The 15,813-nt window shown below is 71.3% G+C and carries 13 protein-coding genes; 4 read left to right on the top strand and 9 right to left on the bottom strand.

Annotation, left to right across the window (positions count from 1 at the left end; genetic code table 11):
* Positions 1–23 precede the first annotated feature (23 nt).
* The 5 genes from ASG71_RS08465 to ASG71_RS08445 form a co-directional block, all read right to left on the bottom strand.
* On the bottom strand, positions 24–1,595 hold the full coding sequence (locus ASG71_RS08465; protein ID WP_056738196.1) for a hypothetical protein: 1,572 nt from the start codon (positions 1,593–1,595) through the stop codon (positions 24–26).
* Positions 1,577–2,356: an ABC transporter ATP-binding protein gene (locus tag ASG71_RS08460; protein ID WP_056738195.1), complete on the bottom strand. Its 780-nt coding sequence runs from the start codon at positions 2,354–2,356 to the stop codon at positions 1,577–1,579. The genes ASG71_RS08465 and ASG71_RS08460 overlap by 19 nt, the downstream gene beginning before the upstream one ends.
* 96 nt (positions 2,357–2,452) lie before the next feature.
* Positions 2,453–3,553 carry an NADH:flavin oxidoreductase/NADH oxidase gene (locus ASG71_RS08455; RefSeq protein WP_056738194.1) on the bottom strand — a complete coding sequence of 367 codons (1,101 nt, stop codon included), beginning with the start codon at positions 3,551–3,553 and terminating at the stop codon, positions 2,453–2,455.
* Positions 3,553–4,557, bottom strand: coding sequence for a tetratricopeptide repeat protein (locus ASG71_RS08450; RefSeq protein WP_056738193.1), 1,005 nt, complete (start codon positions 4,555–4,557; stop codon positions 3,553–3,555). The genes ASG71_RS08455 and ASG71_RS08450 overlap by 1 nt, the downstream gene beginning before the upstream one ends.
* Before the next feature lie 125 nt (positions 4,558–4,682).
* Positions 4,683–6,419 (bottom strand): hypothetical protein, encoded by a 1,737-nt coding sequence (locus tag ASG71_RS08445; protein WP_056738192.1) that lies wholly within the window; start codon positions 6,417–6,419, stop codon positions 4,683–4,685.
* Between the two features lie 341 nt (positions 6,420–6,760).
* On the opposite strand from ASG71_RS08445, the gene ASG71_RS08440 reads away from it, so the two are divergent.
* A complete protein-coding gene (locus ASG71_RS08440) occupies positions 6,761–7,978 on the top strand; it encodes an AI-2E family transporter (RefSeq protein WP_235563954.1) in 1,218 nt (405 codons plus the stop codon).
* Between the two features lie 10 nt (positions 7,979–7,988).
* On the opposite strand, the gene ASG71_RS08435 is transcribed toward ASG71_RS08440, so the two are convergent.
* Positions 7,989–8,786 (bottom strand): alpha/beta hydrolase, encoded by a 798-nt coding sequence (locus ASG71_RS08435; RefSeq protein WP_056738190.1) that lies wholly within the window; start codon positions 8,784–8,786, stop codon positions 7,989–7,991.
* A 36-nt stretch (positions 8,787–8,822) separates the two neighbouring features.
* Positions 8,823–9,185, bottom strand: a complete 363-nt coding sequence (locus ASG71_RS08430) for a hypothetical protein (protein WP_056738189.1) — start codon at positions 9,183–9,185, stop codon at positions 8,823–8,825.
* A 104-nt stretch (positions 9,186–9,289) separates the two neighbouring features.
* Between ASG71_RS08430 and nucS the strand changes: the two genes are divergently transcribed.
* The 3 genes from nucS (at position 9,290) to ASG71_RS08415 (ending at position 11,827) form a co-directional block, all read left to right on the top strand.
* A complete protein-coding gene (gene nucS, locus ASG71_RS08425; protein WP_056738188.1) occupies positions 9,290–9,985 on the top strand; it encodes an endonuclease NucS in 696 nt (231 codons plus the stop codon).
* 35 nt (positions 9,986–10,020) lie between these two features.
* Complete coding sequence (locus tag ASG71_RS08420) at positions 10,021–11,301, top strand: N-acetylglucosamine-6-phosphate deacetylase (protein ID WP_056738187.1); 1,281 nt, start codon at positions 10,021–10,023, stop codon at positions 11,299–11,301.
* Between the two features lie 322 nt (positions 11,302–11,623).
* On the top strand, positions 11,624–11,827 hold the full coding sequence (locus tag ASG71_RS08415) for a cold-shock protein (RefSeq protein ID WP_056738186.1): 204 nt from the start codon (positions 11,624–11,626) through the stop codon (positions 11,825–11,827).
* Positions 11,828–11,962: 135 nt separating this feature from the next.
* On the opposite strand, the gene ASG71_RS08410 is transcribed toward ASG71_RS08415, so the two are convergent.
* Both ASG71_RS08410 and ASG71_RS08405 read right to left on the bottom strand, forming a co-directional pair.
* Positions 11,963–14,467, bottom strand: a complete 2,505-nt coding sequence (locus ASG71_RS08410) for a bifunctional lysylphosphatidylglycerol flippase/synthetase MprF (protein WP_056738185.1) — start codon at positions 14,465–14,467, stop codon at positions 11,963–11,965.
* The gene (locus tag ASG71_RS08405) at positions 14,464–15,813 is read right to left on the bottom strand and encodes an alpha/beta hydrolase (RefSeq protein ID WP_056738184.1); all 1,350 of its coding nucleotides are present in this window, start codon (positions 15,811–15,813) and stop codon (positions 14,464–14,466) included. The genes ASG71_RS08410 and ASG71_RS08405 overlap by 4 nt, the downstream gene beginning before the upstream one ends.

The raw sequence follows: 15,813 nt of genomic DNA, 5'->3' as shown, positions 1-15,813 counted from the left end.
ACGGCCCGGGCCCTCGGACCCGGTCAGCGGTTGACGGCCAGCTGCGCCAGCAGTTCCGGGCTGCGGGCATCAAACCATCTGCCGCCCAGCCGCACGCCCGCCGCGAAGAGCGCCAGGCCGAGGACCGGGCCCAGGGCCAGGCAGGCCCAGCCGAAGACGGGGCCGCCGCCGGCCAGCTGCAACGCCACCAGCAGCACCTCGGGGCTGACCAGCAGCAGCAGGACGGCCATGCCGCCGAATTGCACCGCCAGCGTCTGGGCCACGTTGCCCGGAGGCTTCTTGAACGGGCTGTCGCCGGGCAGCGGCACCGGCACGGTGTAGCGGGCGGACACCACCGAGGACAGGCCCAGCCCGCTGAACAGCACACCCAGGGACAGGCCCACGATGCCGGGCAGCAACTGCCACTGCCCGGTCAGGAACATCGGCGCGACGCTGAAGACCAGCACGACGGGGAGGGCAAAAACCAGGCAGGCAGCGGCCCGCCCCAGCCGGTCATCGACCCCGCGCACGCCGGTGGAGACGTGCAGCGCGAAGGCGGTGCTGTCATAGGAGACGTCAGAGGCGATCGACCACGCCAGCAGGAAGGCCGTCAACGGCCCGACGGCCTGCAGGATCCCGTAGAACCCGGTCTGGCTGGCCTGGAAGAACAGCAGGACCGGAAGCAGCGGCACCACCACCAGCGCGCCGGCGTAGCGCGGGTCCCGCAGCCAGTAGCTCAGGGAACGGGCCGCGACGGCCCCGGCCGGCGTGGCCGGGACCAGCCCGAAAAACCCCAGGCCGGAAGACTTCTTCTTCGCAGTGCCGGCGTAGGGCGGGGTCACCAGGGCCCGCTGCAGCAGCAGCTTCCACAGCCAGGCCAGGGCGGCCAGGGTTGCGGCGGCGATCAGGAATTTCAGCGCCCCCTGCCAGTAGTTCCCCGCCGCGAGGTCGCCGCCGAGGGCCCAGGCGGCGCCGGCGGGGGTCCAGGCCAGAATCCCGGCCAGTTCAGCCAGGAAACCGGTGGAGGCGGCGATCCCTCGGGTGAGCCCGGCCAGGATCGGCCCCATCAGCACCAGCGGAATGAGGAAGGCGATCGCGCTGGCGTCCTTGAACCGCCGCGAGCTGGCCAGGCCCGCCGTGCCGGCAGTGGCGATCTTGGAAACCACCACGCAGGTCAGCACGCCGAGCACCGCGCCGGCGAGGGCGCCGGCCGCAGCCGGAATGCCCCGCGACCAGGTGGCCACCGTGGCCAGGGCGACCAGCGAGGTCGCGGCCCCCGGAATGCCGATCAGCCCGGCAAGCGCCAGCCCTGCCAGCAGCTGCGGCATTGGCACCGCAAAGGTCGTGAAACGGGCCGGATCCAGGGTCATGTCCGCCGCGGAGGCAATGATCGGAACGATGGCCCAGCCCAGGATCGCGGCCGCGCCGACCAGCACCACCACAGTTTGGGCGGTGGCGGCGTCGGCGTGGCGCAGCAGCACGAGCCCTGCAATGCCGGTTCCCACCAGCCCCAGCGCGTAAAGCGCACCGATCGCCAGGCCCACCAGCTGCCAGGGGCTGCGCCGCAGGCCGTTGCGCAGCAGGGTGAGCTTGAGCCTTAGAAGGTCCGCAACCATTCCAGCCCTTCCGAGTGGCTGCGGCCGCCCACCAGCTGGACGAAGCGGTCCTCCAGGCTTGCCCCGGCACGCACCTCGTCGACCGTGCCGGCGGCCAGCACCCGCCCGTTGGCGACGACGGCGACGTGGTCGCACATGCGCTGCACCAGGTCCATGACGTGGCTGGAGACAATGACCGTGCCGCCGGAGGCCACATAGCGGTCCAGGATGTCCCGGATGTTGGCGGCCGAGACCGGGTCGACGGACTCGAACGGCTCATCCAGCACCAGGAGCCGGGGCGCGTGGATGAGTGCGGAGGCCAGGGCGATTTTCTTGGTCATGCCGGCGGAGTAGTCCACCACGAGGGTTCCGGCGTCCTGGCTGAGGTCCAGGGCCGCGAGCAGTTCCGCCACCCGGGACGCCACGACCGCCCGGTCCATGCCGCGCAGCAGGCCCGCGTAGCTCACCAGCTGGGCGCCGGTCAGGCGGTCGAAGAGCCGGACACCGTCGGGAAGGATGCCCATCAGCTTCTTGGCCTCCAGCGGCCGGCGCCACACGTCCACGCCGTGGACCAGGGCCATGCCGAAGTCCGGCCGGAGCAGCCCGGTGGCCATCGACAGCGTCGTCGTCTTGCCGGCGCCGTTCGGTCCGACGATGCCGTAGAAGGAGCCCGCCGGAACGTCGAGGCTGATGCCGTCAACGGCGATCTTCGGGCCGAAGCGCTTGGCCAGCCCGCGCAGCGCCAATGCCGGGACCGGCCCGGACGGTTGATCGAAAGTCATGACGTTAGACTAACTGCCCGCCGCCGGGAAACGGGTCCTCCGCAAGGGGTACTGCAGGCGTTCATCCCAGCGGACTACGCCCGCCCGGGCGGGCCGCTAAAACGTGTGCCGCGGGATGGCCCGCTCGTACTGCGGCGGCCAGGCCAGCTCGTGTCCCAGTTCGAAGGCGGCGCGCAGCCACCAGTGCGGGTCCCGGAGCGCGGCCCGGGCGATGAACACCCCGTCCGCCTGTCCGGTGGCGACGGCATGTTCGGCCTGCCCGGCCGAGGTCAGCAGGCCCACGGTGCCGGTTCGGACGCCGGCCTCGCGGCGGATCCGGGCACTGAAACCGGTCTGGTACCCCGGGCCCACCGGGATCGACTGGTGCGCCACCGCACCGCCGCTGGATACATCCACAAGGTCCACCCCGTGTTCCCCGGCGGCGCGTGCCAGCCGGACCGAGGTCTCGGCATCGATACCCCCTTCGGCCCAGTCCGAGGCGGAGATACGCAGCAGCAGCGGCATGGAGTCGGGGATGACGTCCCGCACGGCGTCGATCACGGCGAGGGTCAGCCGGTTCCGGCCTGCTTCGCTGCCGCCCCAGCCGTCCGTGCGGTCGTTGACCAGCGGGCTCTGGAACTGGTGCAGCAGGTAGCCGTGTGCACCGTGGATCTCGATGGTGTCGAAGCCTACGTCGACCGCCCGGACCGCAGCGGCGGCGAAGTCGGCGATCACGCCGTCGATCTCGGCCTCGGACATCGCCGACGGCGGCGCGTAGCCGTCGAAGGCCCCGGTGCCCGGGCCCACGGTGTCCCAGCCGCCCTCGTCGGCCGGGACGGTGCCCGCCTTGCCGGAGAACGGCCAGTAGGACGAGGCTTTGCGCCCGGCGTGCGCGAGCTGGGTGCCGATCTTGGCGCCGGCGCTGCCGTGCCGGTGCACGAAGGCGACGATCCGCTGCCAGGCTTCGGCCTGGCTGTCGTTGAACAGGCCGGCGTCACGCGGGCTGATCCGCCCGGCGGCGTTGACGGCAGCGGCCTCGGTCAGGATCAGGGCGGCGCCGCCGGTGGCGAAGGACCCGAGGTGCATCAGGTGCCAGTCGTTGGGTACGCCCTCGCCGGTCTCCGGTTCGCAGCTGTACTGGCACATCGGCGACACCCAGCCGCGGTGCTCGAGCCGCAGCGAACGCAGCTCGAGGGGGCTGAAGAGAGCCGACCCCATCAGAACAGCACCCGCGCGAGGTTCTGGCGGGCCTTGGCGACCCGCGGATCGGAGGTACCCACGACGTCGAACAGCTCGAGCAGGCGCACCCGGGCGGTTTCGCGTTCGGGGCCGAAGTTCCTTCCGATGAAGGCCACGATCCGGCCCAGGCCGTCCTCCACGTGGCCGCCGGCGACGTCCAGGTCGGCGACGGTGAGCTGTGCCTCCAGGTTGTCCGGTTCGTCCGCGGCGCGGCTGCGCAGCGCGTCCGTCTCGGCGGCGGAGAGCGACTCCAGGCGGCCCATGAGCTCCACCTGCGCCAGCCCGGCCTTGGCTTCGGCGTCCGAGGGCATCTCGGTGAGCGCCTGGCGGTAGGCTGCCGCGGCGCCGGCATAGTCGCCGGCTTCGATGGCGTCGAAGGCTTTCTGGTGCAGCGGCGGCAGCGGCGGGGCCTCGGGCTCGGCCGCACCGGGGCCCCCCGCGCCGATCCGGCCGGTCACTCCGTTGGCCGCGGCGACCTTGAGCAGTTCATCGAACAGGCTGCGCACCTGCTGTTCGTCGGCGCCGCCCTGGAACAGCGGTACGGGCTGTCCCTTGACCACGGCGACGGCGGTGGGAACCGCCTGGACCTGGAAGGCCTGCGCGAGCGCAGGGAATGCTTCGATGTCGGCGGCGCCGAGGACGAGGCGTCCGGCGTAGTCCTCGACGATCTGTTCCAGCGCGTCCACCAGCTGCGCGGAGCCCGGGGAGTAACCGGCCCACAGCGCGATGACGACGGGGACCTGGGCGGAGAGGTCGACGAGCTCCTGGAAGGTGCCCTCGGTGACGTCGACCCGGAGCGGCGTTCCAGCGCCTCCCTCCGACGGGCCGCCCTCGCCGCCCTGGCCGCCGGGGCCGGGCTGGCCCGGGGCGGCCGGCGCCGCCGGCGCGGGCCGCTGTTTGAGCGAGGACAGGTCGACGGCGCCCCGCAGGTTCAGCGGGTTTGCGGCAGCTGGCGGGACCGGGCGGGAAGCTGGCGAAGTCATGACTCCACTCTATCCACTACGCCCGACGCGGCAACGACCGGGCCGCGGTTGCGGCCCGGTCGTTGCGGTGCTGGGCTATTCTGCTGTGCCGGTGCGGTTCCGGCCGTGTCCTTCGTGAACCGGTCCTACTTGAACTTGGCTCCCACCAGCCCGCGGGTGGCGGCAACCAGCTTCATCGGATCCTTGGATCCGGCCGGCGGGACGTACACGGCCACGGACTCGGCGAAGCTCAGGACCATGCCGGTGCTGGTTTCCTTGCCGCCGGCCAGGGCGGCCGCGTCGTTGCCGATCGTGAGCTTGTCCCCGGAATTCTTCGGCGTGCCGTCCAGCGCGAAGTTCAGCCGGCCCAGGACCAGGGCGCCGCCGTCGGCGGTCCGGAACACCACGGTGCTGGCCGGATCAACCTTGTGGCTGAAGGAGAACTTGCCGTTCTTGCCCGAGGCCACGACGTCCTTCTGGTAGGCCAGGGTGTCCGCGATGTAGGGCGAGGACTTGCCCTCGGCCAGCTTGTCCTTGAACGTCGAATCCGCCTTGGTCAGGCGGTCGGCGAGGCCGGAGAGGGCCTCCTCGCCGCTGTAGAGCAGGCCGGACTTGTCCGAGGCAGCCGGCGTTTCGGTGCCGCCGCGGTTGATGCCGGGGAACGTGGTCCCGGGCTGCAGCGGCGTGGCGCCGACGAGCTTGTAGTTCTCGCGGGCGGAGGCCTGGACCAGGGTCAGCAGCTGCGGCACGACGTTGCCGTCGCCCTGGGTGACAGCCATGACCCGGCGCGGCCATTCGCGGTTGTTGCTGACGACGGTGGTGAGCAGCTTCGTGGCGCGGACCGGCATGCGGGGCTCGTAGCTGCCCACGCTGGACCGGATCTTGTAGTTCTGCTTCCGTACGTCAAGCTCGGTCGAGCCGACGCGCGGTGCAAGCTTGGCTGCGTCCTTGGCCGCGTCGCCGGCGTTGACGGCGCTGGCAACCTGTTCGAGGATGCGGCGGAACTGGGCGTCGACCAGGACCGGCGTGCCGGACTCCTGCGCGGCCGCGGTGGTTGCAGCCGGCGAGGGTGCCGGGCTCTGGCTTGCCTGGGCGGCGACGCCGGTGCCGCCCACCGCGGCAGCGGTCAGCAGGGCGACAGCCGCACCGGCGCTGCCGGCCCGGGCGCGCTGGCTGGTGTGCCCGGTCTTGGCCTCAGGCCCTTCCGGGGCCGGGCTGGCGGGCAGGCCCTCCTTGGCACCGCCAGCGGCCGTTCCGCCGCCCTTGCCGTTGCGCGGCTTGGGCTTGAGGACCAGCAGGGCAGCCCCGGCCAGCATCAGCAGTGCGCCGAGCACCATCAGCGGGATGGCCCAGGGCGTGGACGTGTCATTGGGGAACGTCATCGAGATGGAGGCGGGGGCGGCCTTCTTGCCGTCCGCTGCCAGGAGCAGCGACCAGTCGCCGTCCGCGGGGGCGGTCCACGTGTAGTCGAGCTCGCCGTTGGCGTTCTCCGTGGTCACCCACAGGTCCGAGCCGGCGGGCGAGGGCGCACTGTCCTCTCCGTCCGCGTGGTCGAGCTGCAGTGACTTGCCGTCCTCGGAAACACCGGACACGGTGTTGTGGGCGGTCTTGCCAACCCAGGCGTCGACGTCGTCCGGCCGGCCGGAGGCCAGCATGAAGCTGCCTTCGCCCTTGATGTGGATCTTCACCGTGCCGCCGTGCAGGGTGCGCAGTTTCTCGTCGAAGACGGTCAGCGGGGCGGCGCTGCCGCCCGAGGGCGCGGTGGCGGTGACGGTCTCGGCCGGAGCCCAGAACGTCTTCTGCCCGATCCCGGCCAGCAGTGTCAGGAGGCCGAGCAGCACAAGTGCAACTGCAGTCTTGAAACGCAAAATATTACCTATCATCAGCGGACACGTAAGTTTAAGAGTAACCGTTTTGTTACCTGCGAGTCAGATCGGGGTTTCCCCCTGTCCCCGACCCGGACCGTCCAAGACCCCGCCAACCCGCTAGTTCACGGGGCTGCTGATAGTGTTTGCGGTGATCATCACACCCTGCCCGCAACCGCGGTTCCGCAGGGAAACCGCAGACCAAAAGGGCATTCAACGCAGTGACTGAACCCACGGATTCCTCCCCCGCCGGACCAGCAGCCAGTCGGGAATCCGGCGGCCAGCCGCGCAGCCCGCAGGCGTCCGCCGCACCGTCTCCCGGCCCGGCCGATTCCGCCCCGGCTGTTTCCGCTCCGCGTGTGTCCCATCCGCGGGCGGCCGCGGCTGGGTTCCTCGTCTCCCTCGCCCGCCGGCTGCGGCAGCCGCTGCCCGGAGCCCAGCCGCGGCTGCGCTTCGAGATGCCCCCCGAGCATGAAGACGAGACCGGAACCGGGTCGGAGACCGGGGACACGGCGAAATTCGGCAACCCGGGCCCGCGGATGTCCGCCCAGCATCCGCTGTACGTCGGTTTCATGGGGACGGTCGGCGTCGGCGCCGCCCTGCTGGTGTACTGGATCGGTTCGAACACCACGCAGCTGCTGCTCTGGATCGTGACTGCCCTGTTCATCGCGCTGGGCCTCGACCCGGTGGTGCGCTGGCTCGAGGCCAAGAAGGTGCCGCGGCCGGCAGGCATCCTGGTCTCCGTGGCGGTCCTGGCCCTGGCGGTCACCGGGTTCTTCGCCACCCTGATCCCCACCATTGTGCAGCAGGTAACCCAGATCGTGCGGGAGGCGCCGCACTGGATCCAGGACTTCATCGACTCCGATTTCTTCCGCTCGCTGGACAGCCAGTTCGGGGTCCGGGAGCGGATCACCCAGGAGCTGGAGAAGTTCGTTAACAACCCGGAGGCCATGGGCGGGATCTTCGGCGGCGTCGTCGGTTTCGGCTCGACCGTGGCCAACGGCCTGTTCGGTGCGCTGATTGTGCTGGTCCTCAGTCTCTACTTCCTCTCGGCCATGCCGTCCATGAAGAAGTGGGGCTACCGGCTGGCGCCGCGTTCGCGCCGGGCCAGGGTCGAGGCCCTGTCCGAGGAAATCACCGGCTCGGTCGGCAACTACGTCATCGGCCAGGTCTGCGTCGCGCTGCTCAACGCCACCTTCGCCTTCATTGTGATGTCGATCGTCGGCGTCCCGTTCGCGGTGCTGCTCGCCTTCGTCGTGGCCCTGCTGGCCTTCATCCCGCTGGTGGGCGGGATGATCGCCGGCGTCCTGGTGACGCTGATTTCACTGACCGCCGGCTGGCAGACGGCCGTAGCGTACGCGGTCTGCTACTTCGCCTACCTGCAGTTCGAGGCGTACTTCATCTCCCCGCGCATCATGCAGAAGGCCGTCGCGGTCCCCGGGGCGGTGGCCGTGATCTCGGTCATCGCCGGCGGCAGCGTGCTCGGCGTGCTGGGCGCCCTGATCGCCATTCCGACGGCGGCTGCCGTGATGCTGCTGGTGAAGGAAATCTTCATCGTCCGCCAGGACAAGCACTAGCGTTCAGCGCTCAGGCGTGCGCCGTGGCCACCGGCCCGCTCCAGTGACCCGGCAGCTCCGCCGCGCTGCCGCCCGGGAGCACCTCGGCGACAATCTCGTTGAGCACCCGGCCGGCGTACTTCTCCCCCACCCAGAGGTGCTTGGCCCCGTCGACGCCCACGACGTCGGCGTGCGGCACCAGGGCGAAGCGCTCCGCGGCGGCTGCCGGCTGCAGGTAATCGTCGTGTTCCGGGACCAGGACCTTCAGCGGTTTGCCGAACGCGGCCCACTCCTTCAAATGGACGTCCGTGGCGCGGTGCAGCGGGGGCGAGAGCAGGACGGCGCCCTCGATCGCCTCGGCCACCGCCCCGGTGGCGCCGTACATCAGTGCCAGTTCCGTTCCGAACGACCAGCCGACCAGCCAGCGGTTGGGCAGCCCGCGGTCGACGGCGAACTGTACCGCCGCCTCCACGTCGTAGCGTTCGCCGATGCCTTCCTCGAAGGAGCCCTGGCTGGTGCCGCGCGGCGAGGACGTGCCGCGGGTGTTGAAGCGCAGCACCGCGATGCCAGCGAGCGCCGGCAGCCGGTAGGAGGCCTTGCGGTAGACGTGGGAATCCATGAAGCCGCCGTGCGTCGGCAGCGGGTGCAGCGTGATGAGGGTGGCCTTGATCTCGCCCGATTCCGGCAGCGCCAGCTCGCCGACCAGCCGGTGCCCGTCCGCGGTGCGGAGCTCCACGTTCTCGCGGTGCGCCGGAAGCACGGTCGAGGCCCGGATCGCGGTCGGTTCGGAGGGCTGGCTGAATACGTAGGACGCCGGGTCGAAAGTCATGCCCTCCAGCTTAGCGACCGGGGCGCCTGCGGGCGTTCAGCGGTACCGGTAGCTGCGCGAGGTCCAGCAGTTGGAGTGCCAGTGCCGCCGCTCGGCAAGGCCGGCGGCCGCACCGAAGAGGTGGTCCTCGGCCCAGACCACCAGGTGCGCGGTGCCCGGGGTGACCGCCGTGGAGCAGCCGGGGCAGACGTAGGTCTTGCCGGCCCGGTCGGCGGAGATCAGGCGCACCATCCATTCGCCGTCGGGCGCGCTCTCCCGCCGGGCAATCCCGGTGCGCGCACGCTCCAGGTCCAGTTCGGGGGCCGGGCCGGCGGCGTGCTTGCCGCCGCCCGTCCTGCCGGCTCCCCGCCCAGAGGGGGCTTTGCCCGCGGCACGGCGGGGTCGGTTGGAACGCGGCATGCTTCCATTCTGCCCCAGCCGGCGGCGGTGCCGGGGACGAACGGTCCGGCACCGCGCCGGGCACGGCATGAAACCCCGTGGCTTCAGACGGTAGTGTTGACCGGGTGCGTTTAGTCATAGCCCGTTGCTCCGTTGATTATGTCGGCCGGCTCAAGGCCCACCTCCCGCTCGCCACCCGGCTGCTGCTGGTCAAGGCCGACGGCTCCGTGCTGGTCCACTCGGACGGCGGATCCTACAAGCCGCTGAACTGGATGAGTCCCCCCGCGCGCCTGCGTATCTCCACTCCGGAGGAGGTCGACGTCGAGGCCGGCGTGATCGAGCAGTGGACCGTGCAGTCCGCCAAGACCGATGACCGCCTGATCATCAACATCCACGAGCAGCTGCACGACACCTCGCACGAACTGGGCCTGGACCCTGGACTGATCAAGGACGGGGTCGAGGCGGACCTGCAGCGGCTGCTGGCGGACCAGATCGAAACCCTCGGCGCCGGCTTCTCACTGATCCGCCGCGAGTACTTCACCGCGATCGGCCCGGTGGACATCCTGGCGCGGGACGCCAGCGGCGGCACCGTCGCGATCGAGCTCAAGCGCCGCGGCGACATCGACGGCGTCGAACAGCTCACCCGCTACCTCGAACTGCTCAACCGGGATCCCCTGTTGGCCCCGGTGCGCGGCATTTTCGCCGCGCAGCAGATCAAGCCGCAGGCCAAGGTGCTGGCCAACGACCGCGGCATCGATTGCGTCACCCTGGACTACGACGCTATGCGCGGCGTCGACGACAGCGAATCCCGGCTCTTCTAACCGCCCCGGGCCCGGCTCCCGCCTAGACTCGGGGCATGGACCCCGCCGCGAATGCCCGCCAGCTGCTCACCGGCACGATGGTCAGCGGCGGCACCGTCCTTGAGGACGCCGTGCTGGCCGTGGCGGGAGGCCGGATTGCCTACGCCGGACCCGCAACAGGGTTCGACAGCGACGGGTTCGACAGCGCCGTGTTCGACAGCACCGTGCTCGATAGAACAGTGCCTGCCGCCGGCTCCGGACCGGTACGCGAGCTGCACCTGCCGCCCGGCGCCCTGATCCTTCCCGGACTCGTGGACCTGCACTGCCACGGAGCGGCCGGCGGCGATTTCACCGCCGGCGACGAGGCGGGCTCCCGCCGCGCCGTCGACTTCCTGCACCGCTCCGGCACCACCACCCTTCTCGCCGGCCTCGTCACCGCCCCGCGCGAGACGCTGCTGCACGGGCTCCGGCTGCATGCACGGCTCTGCGACGAGGGACTGCTGGCCGGCATGCTGCTGGAAGGGCCCTTCCTGGCATTGGCCCGCTGCGGAGCGCAGGACCCGGCGTTCCTGCGCGACCCGGACCCCGGGCTGCTGGCCGAGCTGCTGGCTGCTGCCGGCGGTGCGCTCGCCTCGATGACCTACGCCCCGGAGCTGCCGGGCGCGGGGGCGCTGGCGCGGGAGCTGGCCCGGCACGGCGTGATCCCCTCGCTGGGCCACACCGACTGCGACGACGCGACCGCCGCCGCCGCGCTGCTGGACGCCGGGGCCGCACTCACCGCTGAGGCCCCTGTCCGCGGCGGCCGGCCCACCGTGACGCACCTCTTCAACGGCATGCCCCCGCTGCACCACCGGAATCCGGGGCCGGTGGCCGCCTGCCTGCGCAGCGCTGCGACCGGGCACGCCGTGCTTGAGCTGGTGGCTGACGGCGTGCACCTGGACCCGGCGGTCGTCGCCACCGTCTTCGCGCTGGCCGGCGCCGCCAACGTCGCCCTGGTCACCGACTCCATGGCCGCCGCCGGGCTCCCCGACGGCGGCTACGCCCTGGGCCGCGCCGCTGTCACCGTCGCGGCCGGAGTCGCCCGCCTGTCCGATGGCGGTGCCCTGGCCGGCGGGACCGCCACCTTGCTGGAGGTCGTGCGCCGCACCGTGGCCGCCGGAGTTCCGCTGCCCGACGCCGTCCGCTCGGCCTCCGAGGTTCCGGCGGCGGTCCTCGGGCTCGGCGACGAATTCGGGTCGTTGCGGACCGGGTTGTCCGCGGACGCCGTCGTGGTCAATTCCGGCCTGGAACTATCCCGGGTAATGCGGCGCGGAGAATGGCTTGAGCCGCTTTCCTAATACCCCTTTTGCGCGCGGCGCTATTACACGCCGGAGAGGCCCGCGCGGCCGCATTGCCCGGGTTCCGGCCGTTCATCAATCCTTTAGCTAAAATTTCTGCCAATTGTGCGCGGACCCGTTGACCAGACGCGGGAGGCATGGAATTCTGGTATCAGTCTTTGTGTAGGTGTTTTTCATGCTCGCAAGACATGTTGCGAGCGCGAAGCGCCTGCCGCCGAAATTCCGGCCCGTCCGGTAGAAGCCAGGGTTCTTCTCGCAGAGTGACCAAGCCCGGTGCACAGTGCGCCGGACTTCTTCAAGATCCACTAATGAGGAGAATTAAATGGCACAGGGAACCGTCAAGTGGTTCAACGCTGAAAAGGGCTTCGGCTTCATCACCCCGGACGACTCCGAGGGTGACGTCTTCGTTCACTACTCCGAGATCCAGACCGGCGGCTTCAAGACCCTCGACGAGAACCAGCGCGTTCAGTTCGAGATCGGTCAGGGCGCCAAGGGCCCGCAGGCCACCGGCGTCACCGTCGTCTAGTTTTTCCCGGCGGCTGCCTCGGCAGCCCGTCAAGAAATGGTCCCCGACATTTATGCCGGGGACCATTTCTTTGTCCGGCGCAGCGCAATTGCCAGGACCGTTTATGCCGGCCATCAATGCGCGTGCCGTGCCGAATTAGCGGACCAGTGTCCGCAACAGCCGTGCGCTCTGGCGGACCGACAGGTCCGGAAGGTATGCCCGGCTCAGCGCCCGGCCGATCGCGGGCAGCTGCAGGGGATCCTGGTAATACAGGTAAAGGGTGCGGTACTCCGGCTTGAAGCGCGATTTGAAGGCCGCCAGGGAACGGAAGCCGTACACCGGTTCCAGGGCCCGTCCCACCACGTCCAGGATCCCTGCCAGGCCTTCCCTCTCCCGGTCCGCCCCGGCAGGGCGCTCCTCCGGGGCCGCCGCAGCCTCTTCCCGGGCCAGCGGGGAGCCCGACAGCGAGATGACCTCGACGCTGCGGCGAAGCTCCTGGACCGCGGAGGCGATCAGGAACTCCATCACGCCGGGGAACGCGTCGCCGCGGCGGCGCATGAAATCCAGTGTCCAGCTCACCAGCTTCCCGTCCTCGTGGACCGGCAGCCAGCTGGTCACGCCGAGGACCCGGTCCGCCGGATCGACGGCCAGGCAGCACAGGACGTCCTCGTCGTCGAGTTCATCGAGGCCGCCCAGCGTGAACCCCATCTCCGGAACGGGCTTCCGCGCCGCCCACTCTTCGGAGATCTCGCTCAGTTGTGCCCGCAGCGGGGCGGGGATGTCACGGTAGCGGGCCCAGACCGCCCGGACGCCGGTGCGGGCAGCGCGGTTCAGCGCCGTACGGACGTTCTGCCATTCCTTGCCTTTGAAGTCCAGCTCGCGGACCGCCAGACGGGTTTCCAGCGCGACGGCGACACGCCGGAAACCCCGGGCCCGGAGCAACGGCCACAGCTCGTCCGTGCAGGAGTAGAGGGCCGGGATCAGGGCGTGCTCGGTGCAGTAGGCGAGGAACTGCACAGCGGTGTCCCCGCGGTGCCCGGCCGGTCCGAACGGCCCGGCGACCGTCAGCGCGACGTTGCCGTGCTGCTGGTAGGCCACTCCCCCGCGGCCGCCGGGAGCGAACCAGTAGCTGTTCGGTTCCCACAGCGCCATCCAGGACAGCGAGTCCCCGCCCTGCCGGATCAGCCGCCGCGCCACATCACGGTCTCCGGTCCCGGCGTCCGTGCCGTGGTGGCGGCGGAGCAGGACCAGCCATACGCCCGCCAGCGCCACCACCCAGAACACGATGCCGGAATAGCCGAACAGGAAGCCCTCCACCGCGTTCCGGTCCTGGAAGACGCGGCTGTAGGCGCCGGGAATCGGCAGCGGAAGGTACTGGCGCGCGAGCTCGGCCGCCAGCCCGAACCAACCGCCGTCGCGCACCGGGCCGCCCGCGGCGAACCAGGCCAGCGTGTAGGCCCCGGCCAGCACCAGGAAGGTTCCCGCCACACCCAGCCCCAGGGCGCGCCGGGCGTTCCGGGTGGTTTCCACCCGGAACAGCCGCCGGTTGGCGAGCAGCAGGAGCACCAGGGCCAGCGGCACGGCCACCAGCGGCAGCACGTGGACCAGGCCGGACCCCAGGACCGCGGTGTGCGGCCTGCCCGGGAAGTGCGGGATCCGCGCCAGCAGGGCCAGGTACACGGCGGCCAGGGCCGTCACGCCCAGCTGCACCAGGACAGCGATCCGCAGCGCGAGCCGGCGGCCGTGCCGCATCCCGTCCGCGCAGATCAGCAGCAACACCACGGGGACCACTGCCAGGGCAACGCCGAGCGGCCCGGCGTAGCCCTCCCGGCCGGCACCGAGGCAGCTGATATCGACGCCGCCGCTGCAGTTCTGCTCCAGCTCGCTCAGCGTCGGCAGCGGGTTAAGCACCACGTCCCGCAGCAGCGCCAGCGGTCCGACCGGGCTGCGGACCGCCGCGGTGATGATCGGGCCGACGGCGAAGATGGCCACCGTCAGCGCGAGGAGGTTGCGGGTTTCCCGGCCGGTGGAGCGATGCCGGTGCAGGGTCCCGGACCCGCCCTGCAGCCACCAGCCCGCCAGCAGACCCGCCGCGGCTCCTGCCAGGCCGACGACCGTCTCGGGGTGTCCGACGTACAGCACCAGCAGCAGCGAGGCGGACAGCACCGCCGTCCGCAGCCGCCGCTGCCACAACGCCGGCAGCAGGGCGGACGCGGCCAGGAAAACGGCCAGGACCGCCGCGTAGGGGCCGATCAGCCGCGCCTCCACCATGGCCCCGAGCCAGGTGTCCCCGGCAAACTGCGCCAGCTGGGCGGCCAGGAGGAACAGGGTGACCGCCGCGAACTGTCCGGCGAAAAAGAACACGGCCGTCCGCAGCGGCCCGAGCAGCCGCTCGGCCAGGCCAACCAGGCCCAGGATCATCAGGGAAGCGGCAAGGTACGCGAGCGGGTTGGTGGCGAAGAACAGCGAGCTGAACAGCGTCCACCACAGGCCGCCCTGCAGCCCGGGGGCGCTGACCGAGGCGGCCTCCAGCAGGGCCGCAGGGGGCCCGCCCAGGAAGCTTCCAGTCACCGCCCCGACCGCCAGGAACACCGTCAGGAACGCCAGGGAGAACGGGATCCGGCGCAGGTGCCGGGCGATCCGGCGCAGCCAGCCGGTCATGGCGCGATCCCCCACCGGGACGCCAGGAAGTCCAGTCCCGACGGCAGCCCGCGGGCCGCGACTTCCCAGGAGTGGCCCACGTCGGGGACGAGCTGCCGGCGGACGGAGAAACCGGCCCGCTGCGCGGCGGCGGAGAGCACGTCCAGGTAGCGGACGAACTGGGTGTCCCGTTCACCGGCGGCGAAGTAGGCCGCGCCGTCGTACCGGCGCTCCTGCAGCAGCCGCAGCGGTATCTGGCGTTCGAACGCCGCGGTGTCGCCGCCGAACGCCGCCTCGATGGTCCGGTGCCGCTCCTTGGCGAGGGCCGGTTCCTCCTCGCTTGAGAAGGCCAGCGCCGCGCTGTAGATGTCGGGGTGGCGGGTCGCGAGCTGTACGGCACAGGTGGCGCCGAAGGAGAACCCGCCGGCAGCCCACTGCCGCGGGTTCGGATCGACGTCGAGCGTGCCGCGGATCCAGGCGGGCACGTCCGTGGCCAGGAAGGTGTCGGCGCGTGCGATCCTGCTGTCCATGCAGAGCGTGTTCGCCTCGGGGGCGCCGTTGGGGTCGACCACCACCACGACGGGGGCAACCCCGTGGTGGGCCCTGGCGAAGGCGTCCATCCGGCTGCGCAGGGCGCCGCCGGTGAGCCAGTCGGACGGTCCACCGGGCTGCCCCGACACCAGCACCAGCACCGGCAGCGCGGGCCGGGGACTGGCCTGGTAGGCCGGCGGCAGGTAGACGTAGGCCTCGCGGCTCCGGAAGCCGGAGGCGGTCCCGGGGATCGCAGCCTTCCGGACCAGGCCCGCTGCGGGCAGCCCCGGCGGCGGTGTCCACCCGTCAAGGCCGACGGGCCGCTCCTCCGGCCGGCGCTGCAGCTCCTGCTCGAGCGGCTGGACCCGGGCCACCGCGGTGCCGGCAAGGTCGCCGAGGGTGTGGTTCAAGCCGAAGTAGGCGTTGATCTGCACCGCGCTGAGGCCCAGGAGGCCGGCGACGGCGGCCGCCGATGCCGCGGCCGGAACCCAGCGGCGGGACGGCAGCGGCCGGCGGCGGGCGGACCGGATCCGGAAGAGGGCCAGCAGCAGGGCGGCGACGCCGGCCACGCTCCAGGCGAGCACCTCGGGCGGGAGCACGTCGGGGAAGGCGTAGAGGGCGTACACCAGGAGCCAGTGCGCGGCCAGGACGACGGCGGCCGCCAGGAGCACCGCGGCGAGGGCGGGGAGGCAGGCGGCCAGGAGCGCGGCGGGCGTGCGCCGGCGCCGCCAGCCGCCGGGCGGCAGGAGCAGGTAGAACGCCCCGGCGGCGCCGGCGGCCCAGGCTGCCCAGAGGACGGGCCCGTCCACGATCCGGAGGTCTTCGGCAAATCCCAC

The organism is Arthrobacter sp. Soil763 (genome assembly GCF_001428365.1).
Taxonomy (GTDB): domain Bacteria; phylum Actinomycetota; class Actinomycetes; order Actinomycetales; family Micrococcaceae; genus Arthrobacter.
Note: the sequence above shows the minus strand (reverse complement) of the source record. Positions and strands in the feature narration are given on the sequence as shown.